The sequence below is a fragment of the Streptomyces sp. NPDC093094 genome, from assembly GCF_044754345.1.
Taxonomy (GTDB): domain Bacteria; phylum Actinomycetota; class Actinomycetes; order Streptomycetales; family Streptomycetaceae; genus Streptomyces.
Map to the genome: position 1 here is coordinate 110,081 of NZ_JBIVOX010000021.1, position 15,922 is coordinate 126,002.

Genomic DNA, 15,922 nt, shown 5'->3' on the forward strand with positions numbered 1-15,922 from the left:
ACCTCGTCCGTCCGCCCGCCCCGCCCCTTCACCACCCCGCAATTCTGGTTCTCAATGTGGGGGGCCCCCCCCCCCCCCCCCGGCCCGCGCCCCCGCCCCGCCCCCCCCCCCCCCCCCCCCGCCCCCCCCCCCCCCACGTCCGGCTTCCTTCCCCTGTGTCAGGGCCGGTGCTCGAAGGCGCCGATGTCGCAGGCCGGGCCCTGGGGGCGCGGGACTCCTCGCTGGTCGGTGGACGGGCAGTCGGACGCGGCGTCGAGGGCCGGGCTGCCGGGCAGCAGCGCCACGGTGTCCGTCGGCCCGCCGTGATCGCCCAGAGGGCCGAGCCGGGCGTCGCGGCGGGGCAGATCGCCTTCGGCCGTCAGACCGCAGCTGTTGCCGCTGTCGAGGTTGCCGCCCCGGGACTCGATGGCGGCGAATGCCTTCTTGCAGTCGCCGGAGGCCCGGCCGACGGTGTTCCCGGCGATGAGGGTGTTCCGCAGGGCGAGGTGGCCCAGCGGCACGTCGACGACGTCGGTGACCTCCGGGGGCAGACTGTCCAGGTAGGCCGGGGCGATGTTGATCCCGCCGCCGCCGTCGGTGGCGGTGTTGCCCGTGATCGTGGAGTTGCGGATGTCCACCAGGCCGGTGCCCCGGATGTCGATGCCGCCTCCGTATCCGGACAGGCTGCCCGGCCGGTCCCAGTCGTCGGTCACCCTGTTGTCCGCGATCGTCGAGTTGAGCACGGTGCCGGTGTCGTCGAACCGGATGCCGCCGGCCTCGCCGGCCGTGTTGCCGCTGACCGTGCTCTCGATCAGCGTCAGATGGGAGTCCGGGATGTTGAAGATGCCTCCTCCGTAGCCGGCGGTGTTCCCGGTCACCGCGACGCGGCGCAGCGTCATGTTCTTGCTGTTGGCGATGCCGCCTCCGCCGGGGTCGGTGACCGGCACCTCCCGCTGCCTGGCCTCGCCTCCGGTGACGGTGAGGTCGGACAGCGTGGTGTCCGCTCCCATGCGGAAGACCCGGTCGACGTGGTCGGCGTCGATGACGGTCTCCCGCGCGCCGGCCCCCCGGAAGGCGGTCGGCGCGGTGACGTTCAGGTCGCCTGTGGTCGGGTCGGCGGTGCGCGTGTTCAGGTAGCGGGGGTCCGGGGGGATGGCGAGCCGGTAGTGCCCGGCGGGCAGCACGATCGTGCTGCCGGGACGGGCGTTGGCCGCCATGACCGCCGCACGCAGGGTGCAGGCCCCGGCGGCGGTGCGGCAGATGCCGTCGGACGCGTCCGCGTCCACGGCGTCCGAGGTCGAGTCGACCGTGAAGGTCGCGGGCCCGGCATCCGCGTGGGCGGGGGCCGGCGCCACCAGGGCGGTCCCCGCCAAGGCCGCCGAGAGGGCGAGGAACGACGAAAGGGCAGTCGGTTTCTTCATGGGTGCCTTTCTCCTGTCTGTCTGGTCCTGTCCGCCTGGTCCTGGCTGTCCGGCCCTGTCCGTCCGGTCCTGTCTGCCTGGTCCCGGCTGTCGTCCAGCGGCCGTCCCGTCCGGCGGCTGTCCGTCGTGCGACAGAGTGAGAAACACTCGCGTACACAACATGTATCAGAATGCTTCGCAGTCATGACAGATTCGATCCGGCCCCTGCTGAAGCCTCAGTTGGCGCACCTGCCACGGGGGCCGCACGGACTCGCGCAGGAGCTCGTGACGGGCTCGCAGCGGCAGCGGCTCCTCTACGCGATGACGGTCGTGGTGGCCGAAAAGGGCTACATCGCCACCACCGTGGCGGATGTCACCGCGCGAGCGGGCGTGTCCCGCAAGACGTTCTACGCGCTGTTCGCCGACAAGGAGGAGTGCTTCATCGCCGCCGCCGACACGAGCCGCGAGCTGATGATCAGATGGCTCCGGTCGTCGTTCGCGCAGTCGGCGGCGCAGTCCCTGTCCCCGGTCGCGACGCTGCGCGCCTCGGTCCGTGCCTACCTCCGGCTGATCGCCGAAGAGCCGGAATTCGCCAGGGCGTTCCTCCTGGAGACGGCGACGGCCGGCGGCCGGGCGCAGGAGCACCAGGACGCGTGCCGGTCCTGGTTCGCCGAGTCCATGCGTGCCTGGCGCACCAGGCTTCCGGGGCACCGCCGTGTCCCCCGTGCGCACTACATCGCCGCCGCCGACGCCACGCACGAGGCGGTCTGCCGCTGTCTGCGGCGAGGGCACACCGCCGGGGTCCCCGCCCTGGAGGACTCCGTGCTGCACATCTGTCTCGCCCTGCTCGGCGTCACCGATCCGGCGGAGGCACCCGGAGAGGGCTAGGGCCTGTCTGACCCTTCGCGTCGTCGCCCGAAGGGCGGCCGCGCGCCGTCAGGTGCGTGCTCTCGGCGTGCCGGCTCCAGGCCCTCGTACTGGACGTACTCGGGTCCGGGGCCGGTGCGGCGAGAGTGCGTGCACGGCGTCGCGCGGCAGACGGGAATGGCCAGACAGGCCCTGGGGCACTGGCTCCAGGACCGTCGCCGGGAAGCGTGGTCGTGGCGGCGCCGGCCCAACTGTCCCACGCCACGCGGGCGTCGGGGGCCGGGTCAGGGGCCGGCTCCGTCGGTGCCTTCGGTGAGGCGGTGCAGGCGGAGGGCCAGATGGGTCTCCAGGGCTCTGGCAGGGGTGTTCCAGCCGGGGCCGAGGAGCCGGGCGACGCGGTCGAGCCGCTGGACGACCGTGTTGACGTGGACGTGCAGGGCGTCCTTGGCGCGGGAGAGGCTGGCGCCGTGGTCGTAGTACGCGTGCAGGGTGCGCATCAGCTCGGTGCCGCGTTCGGCGTCGTAGACCAGGACGGGGCCGAGGACACGCTCGACGTACGGGCCGACGTCGGCCCGGTCGCCCAGCAGGACACCGATGAAGCCCAGGTCGGCGATGTCGGCTCCCTCGCCGGTGCGGCCGAGGGCATGGAGGGCCCTGAGGCAGCGCAGCGCCTCGGCGTGGACGGCGGCGTAGGGGTCGGGCCCGTGGCCGGGACCGGCGGCGCCCACGGTGACGGGCGTGCCGAGGACCCGGGCGAGGTCGGCGGCCAGGCCGCGGGCGAGAACCCCCGGCCGGTCGCACGGCGCGAGCAGGACGACGTGGCCGTGCCGGGTGCCGGCCAGTCCTTCGACCCGGCGGGCCGCGCGGGCCGCCTCGTTCATGAGCCGGGAGCGCAGCGGCGGCGCGCAGTCGAGGACCACGACCGCGTGGGGACGGGCGAGGTCGACGCCGAGGCGCCGGGCGCGCAGGGCCAGGCTTCCGCCGTCGGGGCGGGCCGACGCGGCGGGGTCCGCGAGGAGATCGTCGAGGAGTTCACCGCGCACACGGTCCTCGGCCTCGGCGACGGAGCGGCGCATCAGCAGCAGCATCGCGGTGACCAGCGCGGCGCGTTCGAACAGGCGCCGGTCGGCCTCCGAGAGCCCGGTCCGTCCGGTCAGCACGATGCTGCCGAGCGGCTCGGTCCCGGCCAGTACGGCACAGGTCCACACGTCGTCCGCGTGGATCGCGCGGCCGTCGGTCTGCGAGGCCGCCAGGCTGGCCGCGACGGGAGTGACCGGGGCGGCGCAGGTCCGGGCCAGTTCGCTGCCGTCGGTGTCGTGGACGGCGATCTCGCCGCCGAGCAGCGCGGCGATCTCGGCGGCCATGTCGTCGATGCCCGCGCCGCGCAGCACCAGTCTGGTGAGCCGGTCGTGGGCGTCGGAGGCCCGGTGCAGCGCCTCGCTGTGCGCGCGGACCGTGGCGTTGGCGGCTTCGAGCCGGGCGAGGGCGCTGCGCGTCTCCTCCAGCAGCCGGGCGCTGTCGATGGCGACGGCGGCGTGGTCGGCGAGCGAGCCGAGGAGGGCGATGGCGTCGGGGGTGAACTCCCGCGGGGTGCGGTCGGCCGCGAACAGCACCCCGATGATGTCCTCGCCGACCCGCAGGGGAACCCCGAGGATGCCGCGCAGCCCTTCCTCCGCCACGCCGTCGTCGATCGTCCCGGTGTGCCGGAAGCGCAGATCGGTGCGGTAGTCGGTGCTCGCGTACGGGCGGGCGGTCTGCGCGACCAGGCCGCCCAGTCCCTCCCCCAGGGCGAGACGGAGCTGCTGGAAGGCGGCGGAGACGGATCCGTCGGTGACGCGCATGAACGTGTCGTGCGCCGCCGCGTCGTTGAGCGTGAGGTAGGCGACGTCGGCACCGAGCAGGGTCCTCGCCCGCCGGACGATGGCGCGCAGCACGGCATCGAGGTCGCGCAGTCCGGCGAGGTCGCCCGCGGTGTCGAACAGCGCCACCAGTTCGGCCTCCCGGCGGCGGTGCTGGTCCAGTGCGCGCCGTACGGACAGGGCCGTTTCGGTGATCTCCCCGATCCGGGCCAGGTCCGTCCCGGCGACCCCCTCGGCGCGTGAGCGGGCCGGCTGGGCGGCGAGTTCGGCGGCGGGCGCGCCGGCGGCGAGGAGCTCCAGCAGCCGGTGGGCGGCCGCCTCGGCAGGGGCCGGTACGGGGGCCTCTGTTCCGGGGCCTGTGGTCATGGAGGGTCTCCTCCCGGGCGGGCGGCTGTGCGACTTCTCTGGAGGCGCGACTTTGCTGGAGGGACGGCGTGAGGCCCGGTCCGCGGCGCGGCGGACCGGGCGGCCACGGACCGTGGCGTGCGTCGGTCAGACGCGGTCGGCCGTGGTCACGGTGGGAGCGGTGACCGTCTCCTCGTCCCGGGAGCGGGCGAGATCACGGCCGAGGGTCTCCCGGGTCACCGCGACCGTGACGGTGGTGATCACGGCGGCGACGCAGAGGTAGATGCTGACGGGGGTCGAGGAGCCGTAGTCCTTCAGCAGCTCGACGGCGACGATGGGAGCGAGGGCACCGGCGACGATGGACGCGAGCTGGGAGCCCATGGAGGCACCGGAGTAGCGGACCTTGGTGTCGAACATCTCGGAGATGAACGCGGCCTGCGGCCCGTACATCGCGCCGTGCAGCAGCAGGCCGACGGTGACGGCGGCGGTGATCACGGGGAACGACGTGGAGTCGACGAGGCCGAAGAAGGCGAACGCCCACACGGCCATGCCGACGGAGCCGATCAGGGTGACGGGCCGTCGTCCGAGGCGGTCGGAGAGCGCGCCCCACAGCGGGATCGTCACGAAGTGCACGGCGGAGCCGATCAGGACGGCGTTCAGCGCGGTGCTCTTGGGCAGTTCGAGATGCACCGTGACGTACACCAGGAGGAAGGAGGTCAGGATGTAGTAGGAGATGTTCTCGCCGAACCGGGTGCCGATGGCCGACAGCACCTCGCGCCAGCTGCGCCGGAACACCTCGACGACCGGGGCCCTGTCCTTCACGCCCTGCGCGGCGGCGGCCTCCGCCTTGGCCTGTGCCTCCAGGAACACCGGGGACTCGGACACCGAGACACGGATCCACAGGCCGATCAGGACGAGGACCCCGGACAGCAGGAACGGGACCCGCCAGCCCCAGGACTGGAAGGCCGCCTCCGACTGGAACGCGGCCAGCAGCGCGAGCACACCGGTGGCGAGCAGGTTGCCGCCGGGCGCGCCGGCCTGCGGCCAGGACGCCCAGAAGCCGCGGTTCTTGTCGCCGCCGTGCTCGGAGACGATCAGCACGGCCCCGCCCCACTCGCCGCCGAGGGCGAAGCCCTGGATCAGGCGCAGAACGGTGAGCAGGACCGGGGCGCCGACGCCGATGCTGTCGTAGGTGGGCAGCAGGCCCATGGCGAAGGTCGCGCCGCCCATCATCAGGAGGCTGACCACCAGCAGCTTCTTGCGGCCGATCTTGTCGCCGAAGTGTCCGAAGACGACCCCGCCCAGAGGGCGTGCGGCGAATCCGATGGCGTACGTGATGAAGGCGATCAGTGTGCCCACGAGCGGGTCGGCGGTGGGGAAGAACAACGTGTTGAACACGAGGGCGGCTGCGGAGCCGTAGAGGAAGAAGTCGTACCACTCGATGGTGGTGCCGATCAGGCTCGCGGCGACGATGCGGCCGATGCCGCCGCGCGGCGTGGTGGTGTCAGACATGGGTTCACCGGTTTCACGAACGGGACAGGGGCGGGGCTGTGCGGGGACGGGGCCGTACGGGGAGCGGAAGACGTACGGGACGGGGGCCGGAAGGCGTACGGGACGGACGGGACGGGGCCGGAAGGCGTTGCATGACGTACGGGACGGACAGGGACTGCGGGACGTGCGGGGCGCAGGGGTGCGACGGCAACGGCGACGGCGACGGCGACGGCGACGGCGACAGCAACGGCGACGGCGACGGCGACGGGAGGCGCGTACGGGTCCGCGGCGGACGGTGGTTCAGGTCGATCAGGTCGCTCAGGTCGCGGTCCAGCCGCCGTCGAGCGGCAGGGACGCGCCGGTGAGGCAGCCCGCGTGGGGGCTGCACAGCCACAGGGCGGCGGCGGCCACCTCCTCGGACTCCAGGAGGCGCTTGACGGGTGAGCGGGCCAGCATGACGTTCGCGAGGACGTCGTCCTCGCCGATGCCGTGGGCGGCGGCCTGGTCGCGCACCTGGCCCTCGACGAGCGGTGTGCGCACATAGCCGGGGTTGACGCAGTTGCTGGTCACGCCGTGCGGGGCGCCCTCGACGGCGGCGACCTTGCTCAGGCCCTCCAGGGCGTGCTTGGCGGCGACGTACGCGGACTTGTAGGCGCTGGCACGCAGGCCGTGGACGCTGGAGACGTTGACGATCCGGCCCCAGCCGCGGGCGTACATGTGCGGCAGGGTGCGGCGCAGCAGCAGGAACGGGGCGGTGACCATCACCTTCTGGATCAGCTCGAAGCGCTCCGGCGGGAACTCGGTGAGCGGTGCCACGTGCTGGAGGCCGGCGTTGTTGACCAGGATGTCGACCTCGGCCGGGAGCAGGTCGACGGCGCCCGGGTCCGAGAGGTCGGCCACGTGCGCCTGTCCTCCGGCGATCTCCGCCACGGCCTTGGCCGCGGCCGCGTCCCGGTCGACGACGTGCACGGCGGCCCCCGCCCGGGCCAGGGCGAGCACACAGGCGCGGCCGATGCCGCTGCCGCCGCCGGTCACCAGCGCCGTACGCCCGCTCAGGTCGACCGGCGCGGAGGGCGGCGGCAGAGGTGCCGGGGTGGGAAACGTGTTCGTCATGGCGGGAAACAGTAGGGAGCACCGGCAGCTCGTCCCATGTGGGGGCACGACATAAACCGAGGCACGGGGATGGTGTCGTGCACCATGGGGCCGGTCCGCCCCCGCTCTGCACGGCCGGTCGCGTGCTGCCATGGACGGCCGTCACACAGGACCTCCCCGAATCCTGGTTGTCCGGACCATGCCAATTCCGGCGGGGGCGGGCCGACGATGCACGCCACGCCGGCATCGGTCCGGACCTTCCCCTTCCCCTTCCCCTTCCCCCAGGAGGCAGTCGTCATGGGACAGCCGTACCCTCCGCCCCGCCCCGCCGGAGGCCCCCGTGTCCTCGGCGGCGTCCGCCGTCTTTGCCGCTGGGTGACCGCCGCGGCCGGAGCACTGGCCCTCACGGGCGGTCTGATCGCCGCCGGTCCGCAGGCGTCGGCCGCGGGCCTGGTCCAGGTGACCGGCTTCGGCTCCAACCCCGGCAATCTGTCCATGTACGTCTACGCGCCCGACGCGCTGCCGGCCGGCGCCCCGCTCGTGATCGCCCTGCACGGCTGCACGCAGAGCGCGAGCGACTACTCCGCCCACTCCGGCTGGCCGCAGTTCGCCGACCGCTACGGCTTCGCGCTGGTCCTCCCGCAGACGTCCGGCGCCAACAACGCCAACGCGTGCTTCAACTGGTTCGAGCCGGGCGACAGCGCGCGCGGCCGGGGCGAGGCACTGTCGGTCAGGCAGATGGTCGGCGAGGCGATCTCGCGGTACGGCAGCGACGCCCGGCGCGTCTACATCACCGGCCTGTCCGCCGGCGGCGCCATGACCGCGAACATGCTCGCCGCCTACCCCGACGTCTTCGCGGGCGGTTCGATCGCCTCCGGACTGCCCGCGTACTGCGCGAGCAGCGTGTCCGCCGCGTACACCTGCATGTACAGCCCGGCGGACAGGACCCCCGCCCAGTGGGGCGCCCTCGTGCGTTCCGCCGCTCCCGCCGGCACCGCGTCCTGGCCGCGCGTGGCGATCTGGCAGGGCACCGCCGACACCACCGTGCGGCCCGCCAACGCCACTGAACTGCGCGACCAGTGGACGGACGTGTGGGGGATCGGCCAGACGCCCTCCCGCACCGAGAGCCTCACCGCGGGCACCACGCTGAGCGTGTACGACGACGCCTCGGGCAGCCCCGCCGTCGAGGTCTACTCCGTCTCCGGCATGGCGCACGGACTCGCCGTCGACCCGGGCGGCGGTCCGGAGCAGTGCGGCAGCACCGGCACCTACTACCTCGACACCATCTGCTCCGGCTACCACACCGCCCGCTTCTGGGGCCTCGACGGCGACGCCCCGGACACCGGGTCCCTGCCCGCGCCGACGGGACTCACGGTCACCGGCACCACCGACACCGGCGCCGCCCTGACCTGGAACACGGTGGCAGGGGCGGCGTCGTACCAGGTGTACCGCGACGGGACGAGGACGGGCACGGCCACGTCGGCGGCCTACACCGACACCGGTCTGGCCACGGGCACGACGTACAGCTGGGCCGTGGCGGCCGTGGACGCGGCGGGCGCGGCCGGGCCGGTCTCCCCGGCGGTGACCGCGACCACGACCGGGTTCACGCCGACCTGTCACACGGCGAGCAACTACGACCACACCGCCGCCGGACGCGCCTACCGAAGCGGCGGCCACACCTACGCCAGAGGCTCCGGTCAGGCCATGGGGCTGTGGAACACGTTCACCACGCACACCCTGAAGCGGACCGCGCCGGACCACTATGCCGTCGCGGACTCCGGCTGCCCGGCCTGAGCTCTCCTCCCCCGTCCGCGGGCCCCGGCGGGTGTCCTTCCGCCGGGGCCGGGGGGCAGGGGCGACCGCCATACGGCAGGGGGCCGCTGTGTGGACGACAGCCATGGCCGCCCCTCGTCGTGCTCCCTAGGCTCGCTGCCCGTCGCTTGTACTGGCACCGGTTCCGACCAGCACGGTCGCCCCGGCCGCCCGAGGGAAAGGGACCGTATGGGTCTGGACAAGACAGTCGCGAGCGCGGCGGAGGCGGTGGCCGACGTCCCCGACGGCGCCTCGCTCGCGGTGGGCGGCTTCGGGCTGTGCGGGATACCGGGCACGCTGATCGACGCCCTGTGGCAGCGCGGGGTGGACGGCCTGCGGATCGTCTCCAACAACTGCGGCGTCGACGACTGGGGACTCGGGCTGCTGCTCGCCGCCGGCCGGATCTCCCGGATGACGAGTTCGTACGTGGGCGAGAACAAGGAGTTCGCCCGCCAGTACCTCAGCGGCGAGCTGGAGGTGGAACTGGTGCCGCAGGGGACGCTGGCGGAGCGGCTGCGGGCCGGAGGCGCCGGCATCCCCGCGTTCTACACCCCCGCGGGGACCGGGACGCAGGTCGGCGAGGGCGGACTGCCCTGGCGTCACGCCGCCGACGGTTCGGTCGCCGTCGCCTCTCCCGCCAAGGAGACCCGGGACTTCGGTGGGCGCCCCCATCTGCTGGAACACGCCATCACCACCGACTTCGCGCTGGTCCGCGCGACCGTCGCGGACCGGCACGGCAACCTGGTCTTCCGTTCCTCCGCCCGCAACTTCAATCCACTGGCCGCCATGGCCGGGCGGATCACCGTCGCCGAGGTCGACCATCTCGTCGAGCCGGGCGAACTGGACCCCGACGAGATCCATCTGCCCGGTGTCTTCGTCCAGCGCGTGGTCCGGGTGACACCCGGTGACCCCGCGGCCGAGCGGCGCGTCGAGCGCCGGACCGTCCGGCAGGAAGGCGGTGTCTGAGATGGCCCTCACCCGTGAGCAGATGGCTGCCCGTGCCGCACGCGAACTCACCGACGGCAGCTACGTCAACCTCGGCATCGGTCTGCCCACCCTCGTCCCCGGCCATCTGCCGCCCGGCGTCGAGGTGGTCCTGCAGTCCGAGAACGGCATCCTCGGCGTGGGTCCCTACCCGACGGAGGACGAACTGGACGCCGACCTGATCAACGCGGGCAAGGAGACCGTCACGACCCTGCCCGGCGCCTCGTTCTTCGACTCCGCGCTGTCCTTCGGCATGATCCGCGGCGGTCACATCGACACGGCCGTGCTCGGCGCCATGCAGGTGTCGGCCTCGGGCGACCTGGCCAACTGGATGATCCCCGGCAGGATGGTCAAGGGCATGGGCGGGGCCATGGACCTGGTGCACGGCGCCGGCCGGATCGTCGTCCTCATGGAGCACACCGCCAGGGACGGCAGCCCCAAGCTCGTGGACACCTGCACCCTGCCGCTCACCGGCCGGGCCGTCGTCCAGCGTGTCATCACCGACCTCGCGGTCGTCGACATCACCCCGGACGGCTTCCGCCTGGCCGAACTCGCCGCCGGAGTCACCGTCGACGAGGTCCGCTCCGCGACGGGCGCCGACCTGACCGTGCCCGCGGGAATCGAGGCGGGGGCCGAGGCGCCGGGGGGCTGAGGCGCGTTCCGCACCGCGGCCCGGGCACGTGTGGGGCGTGTCCGGGCCGGGTGGTCCGACGGGCGGTCCTCTCAGACGGAGAGCGCCCGGTGCAGGGCCGCGAGGCCGTCGCGGTAGATCCCGGCGAAGAGTTCCTCCGCCTCGGCGTCGCTCACCCCGTCGGGGGTGAAGCGGCCGGACCACTGGACCTCGGCCAGGTCGTCCCGGCCGGCGACCGCGTGGACGCGGAGGGTGGAGAGGTACCCCGTGACGGGGAACGGGGCTTGGAGGATGGCGTAGGTGTAGTTCCGCCCGGCCTCGTCGAAGCCGACCAGACGCTCGACGATCACGTCGCCGTCCGGGTTGGTGAGCCGGCGGACCCGGCCGCCTTCGAGTGCGGTGCTCTCGGGGATGTACGGGAGCCAGTCGGGCAGTGCGTCGAAGCCGCCGACGAGGTCCCAGACCTGCTGCGGGGAGGCGGGCAGGACGCGGCTGACGGAGGTGGATGCCATGGTCTTTCCTGAGGGTCGTGCGAAGGGCGTGAAAGGGGTGGAGGCGGGGGTCAGACGCCGTTCGGGAGCGGGGCGGCGGGGCTGACCAGGCCGGCCTCGCGCAGCTCCGTCCAGAACGCGGCGGGGATGTGCTCGTCCAGGGCGGCGGTGTCCTCGGCGATACGGCTGGGCCGGGTGGCGCCGGGGACGACGGCGGCGGACACCGGGTGGGCGAGGGAGAACTGCAGGGCGGCGGCCTTGATGCCGATGCCGTGCCGCTCGGCCAGCGCCTTCAGCTTCCCCACGCGTTCGACGATCTCGGCCGGGGCCTGCTGGTACTCGAAGTGGGTGCCGCCGGCGAGGATGCCGGAGCTGTACGGGCCGCCTACGACCATGCCGACGCCCTGCTCCTGGGCCATGGGCAGCAGCCGCTGGAGGGCGTGCTCGTGGTCGAGGAGGGTGTAGCGGCCGGCGAGGAGGAAGCCGTCGGGGCGGGGCTCGTCAAGCGCCAGGGTCAGCTCGACGGGCTCGGTGCGGTTGACGCCGAGGCCCCATGCCTTGATGACGCCTTCGTCGCGCAGCCGGGACAGGACACGGAAGGCGCCGGTGCGGGCCTCCTCGAACTTCTGGAGCCACAGGTCGCCGTGGAAGTCCTGGGCGATGTCGTGGACCCACACGATGTCGAGGCGGTCGGTGCCCAGGCGCTTCAGGCTGTCCTCGACGGAGCGCTCGGTGGCTTCGGCCGTCCACTCGTGGACGATCCTGTTCGGGTTGCCGTGCTCGAACAGGCCGCCCTTCTCACCGAGGTCGCGGGCCGCGGTCTCGTGCTCGTCGAGGACGACCCGGCCGACCTTGGTCGACAGGACGTAGGAGTCGCGGGGCTTGCCGGCGAGAACCTCGCCGAGCCGGGTCTCGGCCAGACCGGCGCCGTAGAAGGGGGCGGTGTCGTAGAAGCGGACGCCGTGGTCCCAGGCGGCTTCGACGGTGGCACGGGCCTCGTCGTCGGGGATCGCGCGGAACATGTTGCCGAGCGGGGCGGTGCCGAAGCCGAGGCGGCCGGGAAGGAGGGGGGTGAGCGACATGTCGGTGCCTTTGCGGGGGGAGGTCATGGGCGCCACTTTTACTTGCAGACGCGCCTTACAGGTGAAAACAATACTTGCATGCGCGGGCTAATGCAAGGGCGGCCTCGGTCACCCCTCGCCGTTCGCCGCTCCGGACGCACGCGAGATGCCGTCGTCGAGATGTCGTCGCCGAAGTGCCGCCCTCCAGGCGGTGGTGCCGGTCCCGAAGGCCGGAGGGCGCGCAGCGACGGGCGTACGCGCCCCGCTCACCCGCGCGCGGTGATGGTGGCCGGCGCGGGTCCGTCAGGGTGGATGGTGATGCCGAAGACGGGCTCGGGAGGGGGCGCTTCCAGGGTGAACTCGAAGGCCGGGAGCAGGGCTTCCAGGAGGATCGTCATCTCCTGGAGGGAGAACTGGGCTCCCAGACAGGCGCGGGGCCCCAGACCGAAGGGGTGATAGGCGCCGGGCGCCGACGAGGAGGCCCGGCCGAGGAAGCGCCCGGGCCGGAAGCCCAGCGGGTCGGGCCAGACGTCCGGGGCCCGGTGGGTGAGGTAGGGGCAGATCAGGACGGTGGTTCCGGCGTGGATGCGGTGGCCGTCCAGGATGTCGTCCTCCAGGGCGTGGCGGGGCATGAGCCAGGCCGTGGGGTAGAGCCTGAGCGTCTCGCGGACGAGTGCGCGGATCGCTTCGGTCCGGGCGGGCGAGCCGGCCGGGCCGTGGGAGAGCACCTCCGTGCGCCGGTCGGGGTGCTCATGGAGAAGGAGCAGCAGCCACAGGAGCGTGGTGGCGGTGGTCTCGTAGCCGGCGACGAGGAGGGTGACCAGTTCGTCGCGGATCTGCCGCGGTGTCTGCCCGGCGCCGGAGGAGAACAGGACGTCCAGCAGGCTCGGACCGGAACCGGCTCGGGCGGCCGCGACGGCGCGTTCGGCGACGGCCTCCACCTCGGCCAGGTCGGCACCGGCGTCGGGCTGCGGGTGCCCGGCGGCCGGGCCGAGCGCCGCGACCGCCGTGACGATGCGGTCGGCGGCCCGCCATTGCCGCCGGGTGTCCTCGTCGACCGGCAGGCCCGTCACACAGCGCCAGATGACGTCGAAGGAGAAGCGCTGCATGTCGTCGGCGAGGTCCCGGGGCCGGCCGGTGCGGGCGCTGTCGGTCCAGTCCCGCACGGTCCGCCGGGCCGCGTCCCGCATCGGCTGCTCGTAGCGGCGAATCCCCTGAACCGTGAACCGTGGCTGGAGCAGGCGCCGTTGACGCTGCCACCGCTCACCGCTCGCGGCGATGAGGCCCTCGCCCAGCAGGTGCTTCATCCGGTGGGAGCGCTTGACGTAGCGGTCCGCCCGGCGGGCCAGCACCTGCTGGACGGCGGCCGGGGAGGTGGCGAGCACCGTGGGCGGTCCGCCGAGAGGAACGGCGCTGACGGGTCCGAGCCGGTGTGCGCGGACGAGCAGGTCGACCGTCCGCCCTCCGGCCTCACGCCACCGGGCGACCTCCGACGTCGGCACTTCGGGAACGGGCTCGGCGGGCAGGGCTGCGGCCAAGGAGTCTCCCCCTGCTCAGGCGATCCGAGTGCTCAGGCGATCCGAACTCCGCCCATGATAGCCAGGGGTGACACGGGCGGCACCGTCCGCGATCGCCGTCCGCGTTCTGCTCTCCTTGCCCGATCCCCCTCCTCCCCGCGCCGGTCGAGCCCGGCGGGAGGGCCGGGCCGCGAGGACGACGGCGACGACGGGGTGCCGCCGGGTACGGGCGGGGCAGGGGGTCACGCGGTTCTCCGCGCCCCTCGGCGGCAGCGCCGTTGCCCGCGCCCCTCGGGAGCGCCGTCTGCCCGCGTCCTTCCGCTGCGCTGCCGTTCGCGCTCCTCGCAGCAGGTCCAGGTCGTCGAGGCCGTGCACAGCGCCTCGACGTACGCGCGGGCCTCGTCGAGGACGGTGTACTCCAGTTCGTTCTCCTCGACGTGGGCGTCGAGATCCCCGCCCCCGTGCGCCCGCATGTGCTCCGCCAGGCCGGTCGCCTGTCGTGCCCGGCGCGGGGCCGGGTGTGCGGCATGCTGCTTCTGTTCCGGGCCGGCCCCGGGCAGGAGGAGAAGACATGGGCAAGGTGATCTGTGACATCACGATGTCGGTGGACGGGTTCTCGTCCGGGCTGAACCAGACGGAGGAGCGGCCGTTCGGGGACGACGGCGGGGACGGGTCGGGGCAGCGGCTGCACGCGTGGATGTTCGACACTCCCGACGAGAACCGGGCCGAGATCGAACGGCTGGCGGATGCCGGGGCCTTCGTCATGGGACGCAACATGTTCGGCCCCGTGCGGGGCGGGTGGGACCGGGAGTGGAACGGCTGGTGGGGCGAGGAACCGCCCTTCCGCGCACCCGTGTTCGTGCTCACCCACCACCCTCGCGAGCCGCAGCCGATGAAGGGAGGCACCACGTACCACTTCGTCACCGACGGGATCGAGCCGGCGCTGGCACAGGCACGCGCGGCGGCCGGCGACCGCGACGTCCTGGTCCACGGCGGCGCGCACACGATCAACCAGTACCTCGCCGCCGGACTGGCCGACGAACTGCGGCTGCACATCGTGCCCTTCACCCTCGGCACCGGCACGCGGCTGTTCGAGGGCGTGCCGCCGCTGGAGCTGGAGCAGGTGTCGTCCCGGCCGGCCACGCTGGTCACCCATGTGACCTATCGCGTGCTGTCCTGAGCCGGGCGGGGCGTCACTGCTGCGCCTGGGCACGGTACCGGGCAAGGGCCCGCCACCGGCGCTCGAAGTCCCCCGCCTCACCGGCCACGTACTCCGCGCTCACCGGCCGGTTGTACTGACCGGTGATCCCGCGTGCCGCGCACGCCCGTGCGACGGCCGTCGCGGACGGTTCCTCCGTGCGCAGCCGCTGCTCGGCCCAGACGCTGTAGACCCGCCACCGCAGGAAGTGGCGCCGCAGGCCGGACGGGCCGACCGGCTTGCCGCCCCGGCCGTGCAGACCCTGCGCGGTCAGGTACGCCGACAGCTGCTCGTCGCCGGGCTCGGTCCCGTGCTCGTCCTGGTACGCGGTCCAGGCCAGGTAGTAGCGGTCCTGGGCGGTCAGCTCCGCTCCCTCGGCCGGCTTCCCCTGCCCGGCGGCCTTCTCGGTCTGTGTCTGCGGGGCCGCTGCGGTCTCCGAGGGCTTCTGCCGTTGCGGGGCCGGTGCGTCCGGGGTGCCGGCCTGCTCGCGCTCGACGATCGCCGCGACGTAGTCGGCGAGGTCCTCACCGGTGACGGGCCCGCCGTCCGCGCCGGTGACGCCGTCCTGGCGGTACACGTACGCCGCCAGCGCGTCCGCTCCGGGGGCGGTGCCCGTCTCGTCGCGGTAGGCACGCCAGGCGTTGAGGAAGTAGTCGAACCACTCGTCCGTGGGCAGCTCGTCCGTGGGCGGCTCGTCCGCCGTCCCGGCCGGGGACTCCTCCCCCGGGGCGTAGCGCTCCTTGAGGGCCCGCAGCAGGGGCTGCACCTGCTCGTCGGTCAGCGGGTCGCCGGCCGCGGTGGAGAGCCCGAGGGTGTCCCGGAGCCAGAACGCCCACTGCGTGGGGGTCGGCTGGATCTGGAACTGCTCCACGAAGGCCGCGTAGGCGTCGGCGAACCGCTCGACGGTCTCGTCGCCGGGCTGAAGCACGGGCCGGGGCCCCGCCGCCGGAACGGGTGCCGCCTGCTCCAGGGCCTGGACCGGCCCCGCCGTCCGGAGCGTGCCGGGCTGCGCGGCCCCGACGGCCGCCGAACCCTCGCGCGGGCCGGGCACGGTGACCTGCTCGACCGTGTACTGCTCCGCCGCTGCCGGACGTGCCGGATCGATGCCGGCGGCGGCGAGGCCGGCGGGGGCGGTCTCGGCCAGGGGGACGCCGTAGCGGGCCAGGCGCAGCGGCATCAGGGACTCCACGGGGGC

Annotated in this window: 13 protein-coding genes and 1 pseudogene; 5 read left to right on the top strand and 9 right to left on the bottom strand. The window is 73.5% G+C overall.

What is annotated here, in order from left to right; genetic code table 11:
- Window positions 1–158 precede the first annotated feature (158 nt).
- Window positions 159–1,400: a choice-of-anchor Q domain-containing protein gene (locus ACIQGV_RS33190; RefSeq protein ID WP_402501345.1), complete on the bottom strand. Its 1,242-nt coding sequence runs from the start codon at window positions 1,398–1,400 to the stop codon at window positions 159–161.
- A 183-nt stretch (window positions 1,401–1,583) separates the two neighbouring features.
- On the opposite strand from ACIQGV_RS33190, the gene ACIQGV_RS33195 reads away from it, so the two are divergent.
- On the top strand, window positions 1,584–2,267 hold the full coding sequence (locus tag ACIQGV_RS33195) for a TetR/AcrR family transcriptional regulator (RefSeq protein WP_402501348.1): 684 nt from the start codon (window positions 1,584–1,586) through the stop codon (window positions 2,265–2,267).
- 263 nt (window positions 2,268–2,530) lie between these two features.
- On the opposite strand, the gene ACIQGV_RS33200 is transcribed toward ACIQGV_RS33195, so the two are convergent.
- The 3 genes from ACIQGV_RS33200 to ACIQGV_RS33210 all read right to left on the bottom strand — a co-directional run bounded on the left by ACIQGV_RS33200 (window position 2,531) and on the right by ACIQGV_RS33210 (window position 7,054).
- Complete coding sequence (locus ACIQGV_RS33200; RefSeq protein ID WP_402501351.1) at window positions 2,531–4,471, bottom strand: helix-turn-helix domain-containing protein; 1,941 nt, start codon at window positions 4,469–4,471, stop codon at window positions 2,531–2,533.
- A 126-nt stretch (window positions 4,472–4,597) separates the two neighbouring features.
- Window positions 4,598–5,962: an MFS transporter gene (locus ACIQGV_RS33205; protein ID WP_402501354.1), complete on the bottom strand. Its 1,365-nt coding sequence runs from the start codon at window positions 5,960–5,962 to the stop codon at window positions 4,598–4,600.
- Window positions 5,963–6,259: 297 nt separating this feature from the next.
- Window positions 6,260–7,054, bottom strand: coding sequence for a 3-hydroxybutyrate dehydrogenase (locus ACIQGV_RS33210; RefSeq protein WP_402501357.1), 795 nt, complete (start codon window positions 7,052–7,054; stop codon window positions 6,260–6,262).
- 276 nt (window positions 7,055–7,330) lie between these two features.
- Between ACIQGV_RS33210 and ACIQGV_RS33215 the strand changes: the two genes are divergently transcribed.
- From ACIQGV_RS33215 to ACIQGV_RS33225, 3 genes are all read left to right on the top strand, one after another.
- A complete protein-coding gene (locus ACIQGV_RS33215; RefSeq protein WP_402501360.1) occupies window positions 7,331–8,827 on the top strand; it encodes a PHB depolymerase family esterase in 1,497 nt (498 codons plus the stop codon).
- A gap of 207 nt (window positions 8,828–9,034) precedes the next feature.
- Window positions 9,035–9,811, top strand: a complete 777-nt coding sequence (locus tag ACIQGV_RS33220) for a CoA transferase subunit A (protein WP_402501363.1) — start codon at window positions 9,035–9,037, stop codon at window positions 9,809–9,811.
- 1 nt (window position 9,812) lies between these two features.
- Window positions 9,813–10,481 (top strand): CoA transferase subunit B, encoded by a 669-nt coding sequence (locus ACIQGV_RS33225; protein WP_402501391.1) that lies wholly within the window; start codon window positions 9,813–9,815, stop codon window positions 10,479–10,481.
- A 71-nt stretch (window positions 10,482–10,552) separates the two neighbouring features.
- Here the strand turns inward: ACIQGV_RS33225 and ACIQGV_RS33230 are convergent, their stop codons facing one another.
- The 4 genes from ACIQGV_RS33230 to ACIQGV_RS33245 form a co-directional block, all read right to left on the bottom strand.
- The gene (locus ACIQGV_RS33230; RefSeq protein WP_402501366.1) at window positions 10,553–10,972 is read right to left on the bottom strand and encodes an SRPBCC family protein; all 420 of its coding nucleotides are present in this window, start codon (window positions 10,970–10,972) and stop codon (window positions 10,553–10,555) included.
- Window positions 10,973–11,022: 50 nt separating this feature from the next.
- A complete protein-coding gene (locus tag ACIQGV_RS33235) occupies window positions 11,023–12,033 on the bottom strand; it encodes an aldo/keto reductase (protein ID WP_402501395.1) in 1,011 nt (336 codons plus the stop codon).
- Window positions 12,034–12,278: 245 nt separating this feature from the next.
- Window positions 12,279–13,550, bottom strand: coding sequence for a cytochrome P450 (locus tag ACIQGV_RS33240; RefSeq protein WP_402501370.1), 1,272 nt, complete (start codon window positions 13,548–13,550; stop codon window positions 12,279–12,281).
- Window positions 13,551–13,771: 221 nt separating this feature from the next.
- Complete coding sequence (locus tag ACIQGV_RS33245) at window positions 13,772–14,002, bottom strand: hypothetical protein (RefSeq protein ID WP_402501373.1); 231 nt, start codon at window positions 14,000–14,002, stop codon at window positions 13,772–13,774.
- A 98-nt stretch (window positions 14,003–14,100) separates the two neighbouring features.
- Between ACIQGV_RS33245 and ACIQGV_RS33250 the strand changes: the two genes are divergently transcribed.
- Window positions 14,101–14,709 (top strand): dihydrofolate reductase family protein, encoded by a 609-nt coding sequence (locus ACIQGV_RS33250; protein WP_402501376.1) that lies wholly within the window; start codon window positions 14,101–14,103, stop codon window positions 14,707–14,709.
- 13 nt (window positions 14,710–14,722) lie between these two features.
- Here the strand turns inward: ACIQGV_RS33250 and ACIQGV_RS33255 are convergent.
- Window positions 14,723–15,922, bottom strand: a pseudogene (locus tag ACIQGV_RS33255) (hypothetical protein); the annotation flags it as partial.

Excerpts from the sequence above, each read along its gene's own strand:
- ACIQGV_RS33230 (WP_402501366.1), bottom strand. The coding sequence starts at position 10,972 with ATGGCATCCACCTCCGTCAGCCGCGTCCTGCCCGCCTCCCCGCAGCAG.
- ACIQGV_RS33220 (WP_402501363.1), top strand. The coding sequence starts at position 9,035 with ATGGGTCTGGACAAGACAGTCGCGAGCGCGGCGGAGGCGGTGGCCGAC.
- ACIQGV_RS33195 (WP_402501348.1), top strand. The coding sequence starts at position 1,584 with ATGACAGATTCGATCCGGCCCCTGCTGAAGCCTCAGTTGGCGCACCTG.
- ACIQGV_RS33200 (WP_402501351.1), bottom strand. The coding sequence starts at position 4,471 with ATGACCACAGGCCCCGGAACAGAGGCCCCCGTACCGGCCCCTGCCGAG.
- ACIQGV_RS33190 (WP_402501345.1), bottom strand. The coding sequence starts at position 1,400 with ATGAAGAAACCGACTGCCCTTTCGTCGTTCCTCGCCCTCTCGGCGGCC.
- ACIQGV_RS33215 (WP_402501360.1), top strand. The coding sequence starts at position 7,331 with ATGGGACAGCCGTACCCTCCGCCCCGCCCCGCCGGAGGCCCCCGTGTC.
- ACIQGV_RS33245 (WP_402501373.1), bottom strand. The coding sequence starts at position 14,002 with ATGCGGGCGCACGGGGGCGGGGATCTCGACGCCCACGTCGAGGAGAAC.
- ACIQGV_RS33225 (WP_402501391.1), top strand. The coding sequence starts at position 9,813 with ATGGCCCTCACCCGTGAGCAGATGGCTGCCCGTGCCGCACGCGAACTC.
- ACIQGV_RS33250 (WP_402501376.1), top strand. The coding sequence starts at position 14,101 with ATGGGCAAGGTGATCTGTGACATCACGATGTCGGTGGACGGGTTCTCG.
- ACIQGV_RS33205 (WP_402501354.1), bottom strand. The coding sequence starts at position 5,962 with ATGTCTGACACCACCACGCCGCGCGGCGGCATCGGCCGCATCGTCGCC.
- ACIQGV_RS33210 (WP_402501357.1), bottom strand. The coding sequence starts at position 7,054 with ATGACGAACACGTTTCCCACCCCGGCACCTCTGCCGCCGCCCTCCGCG.
- ACIQGV_RS33235 (WP_402501395.1), bottom strand. The coding sequence starts at position 12,033 with ATGTCGCTCACCCCCCTCCTTCCCGGCCGCCTCGGCTTCGGCACCGCC.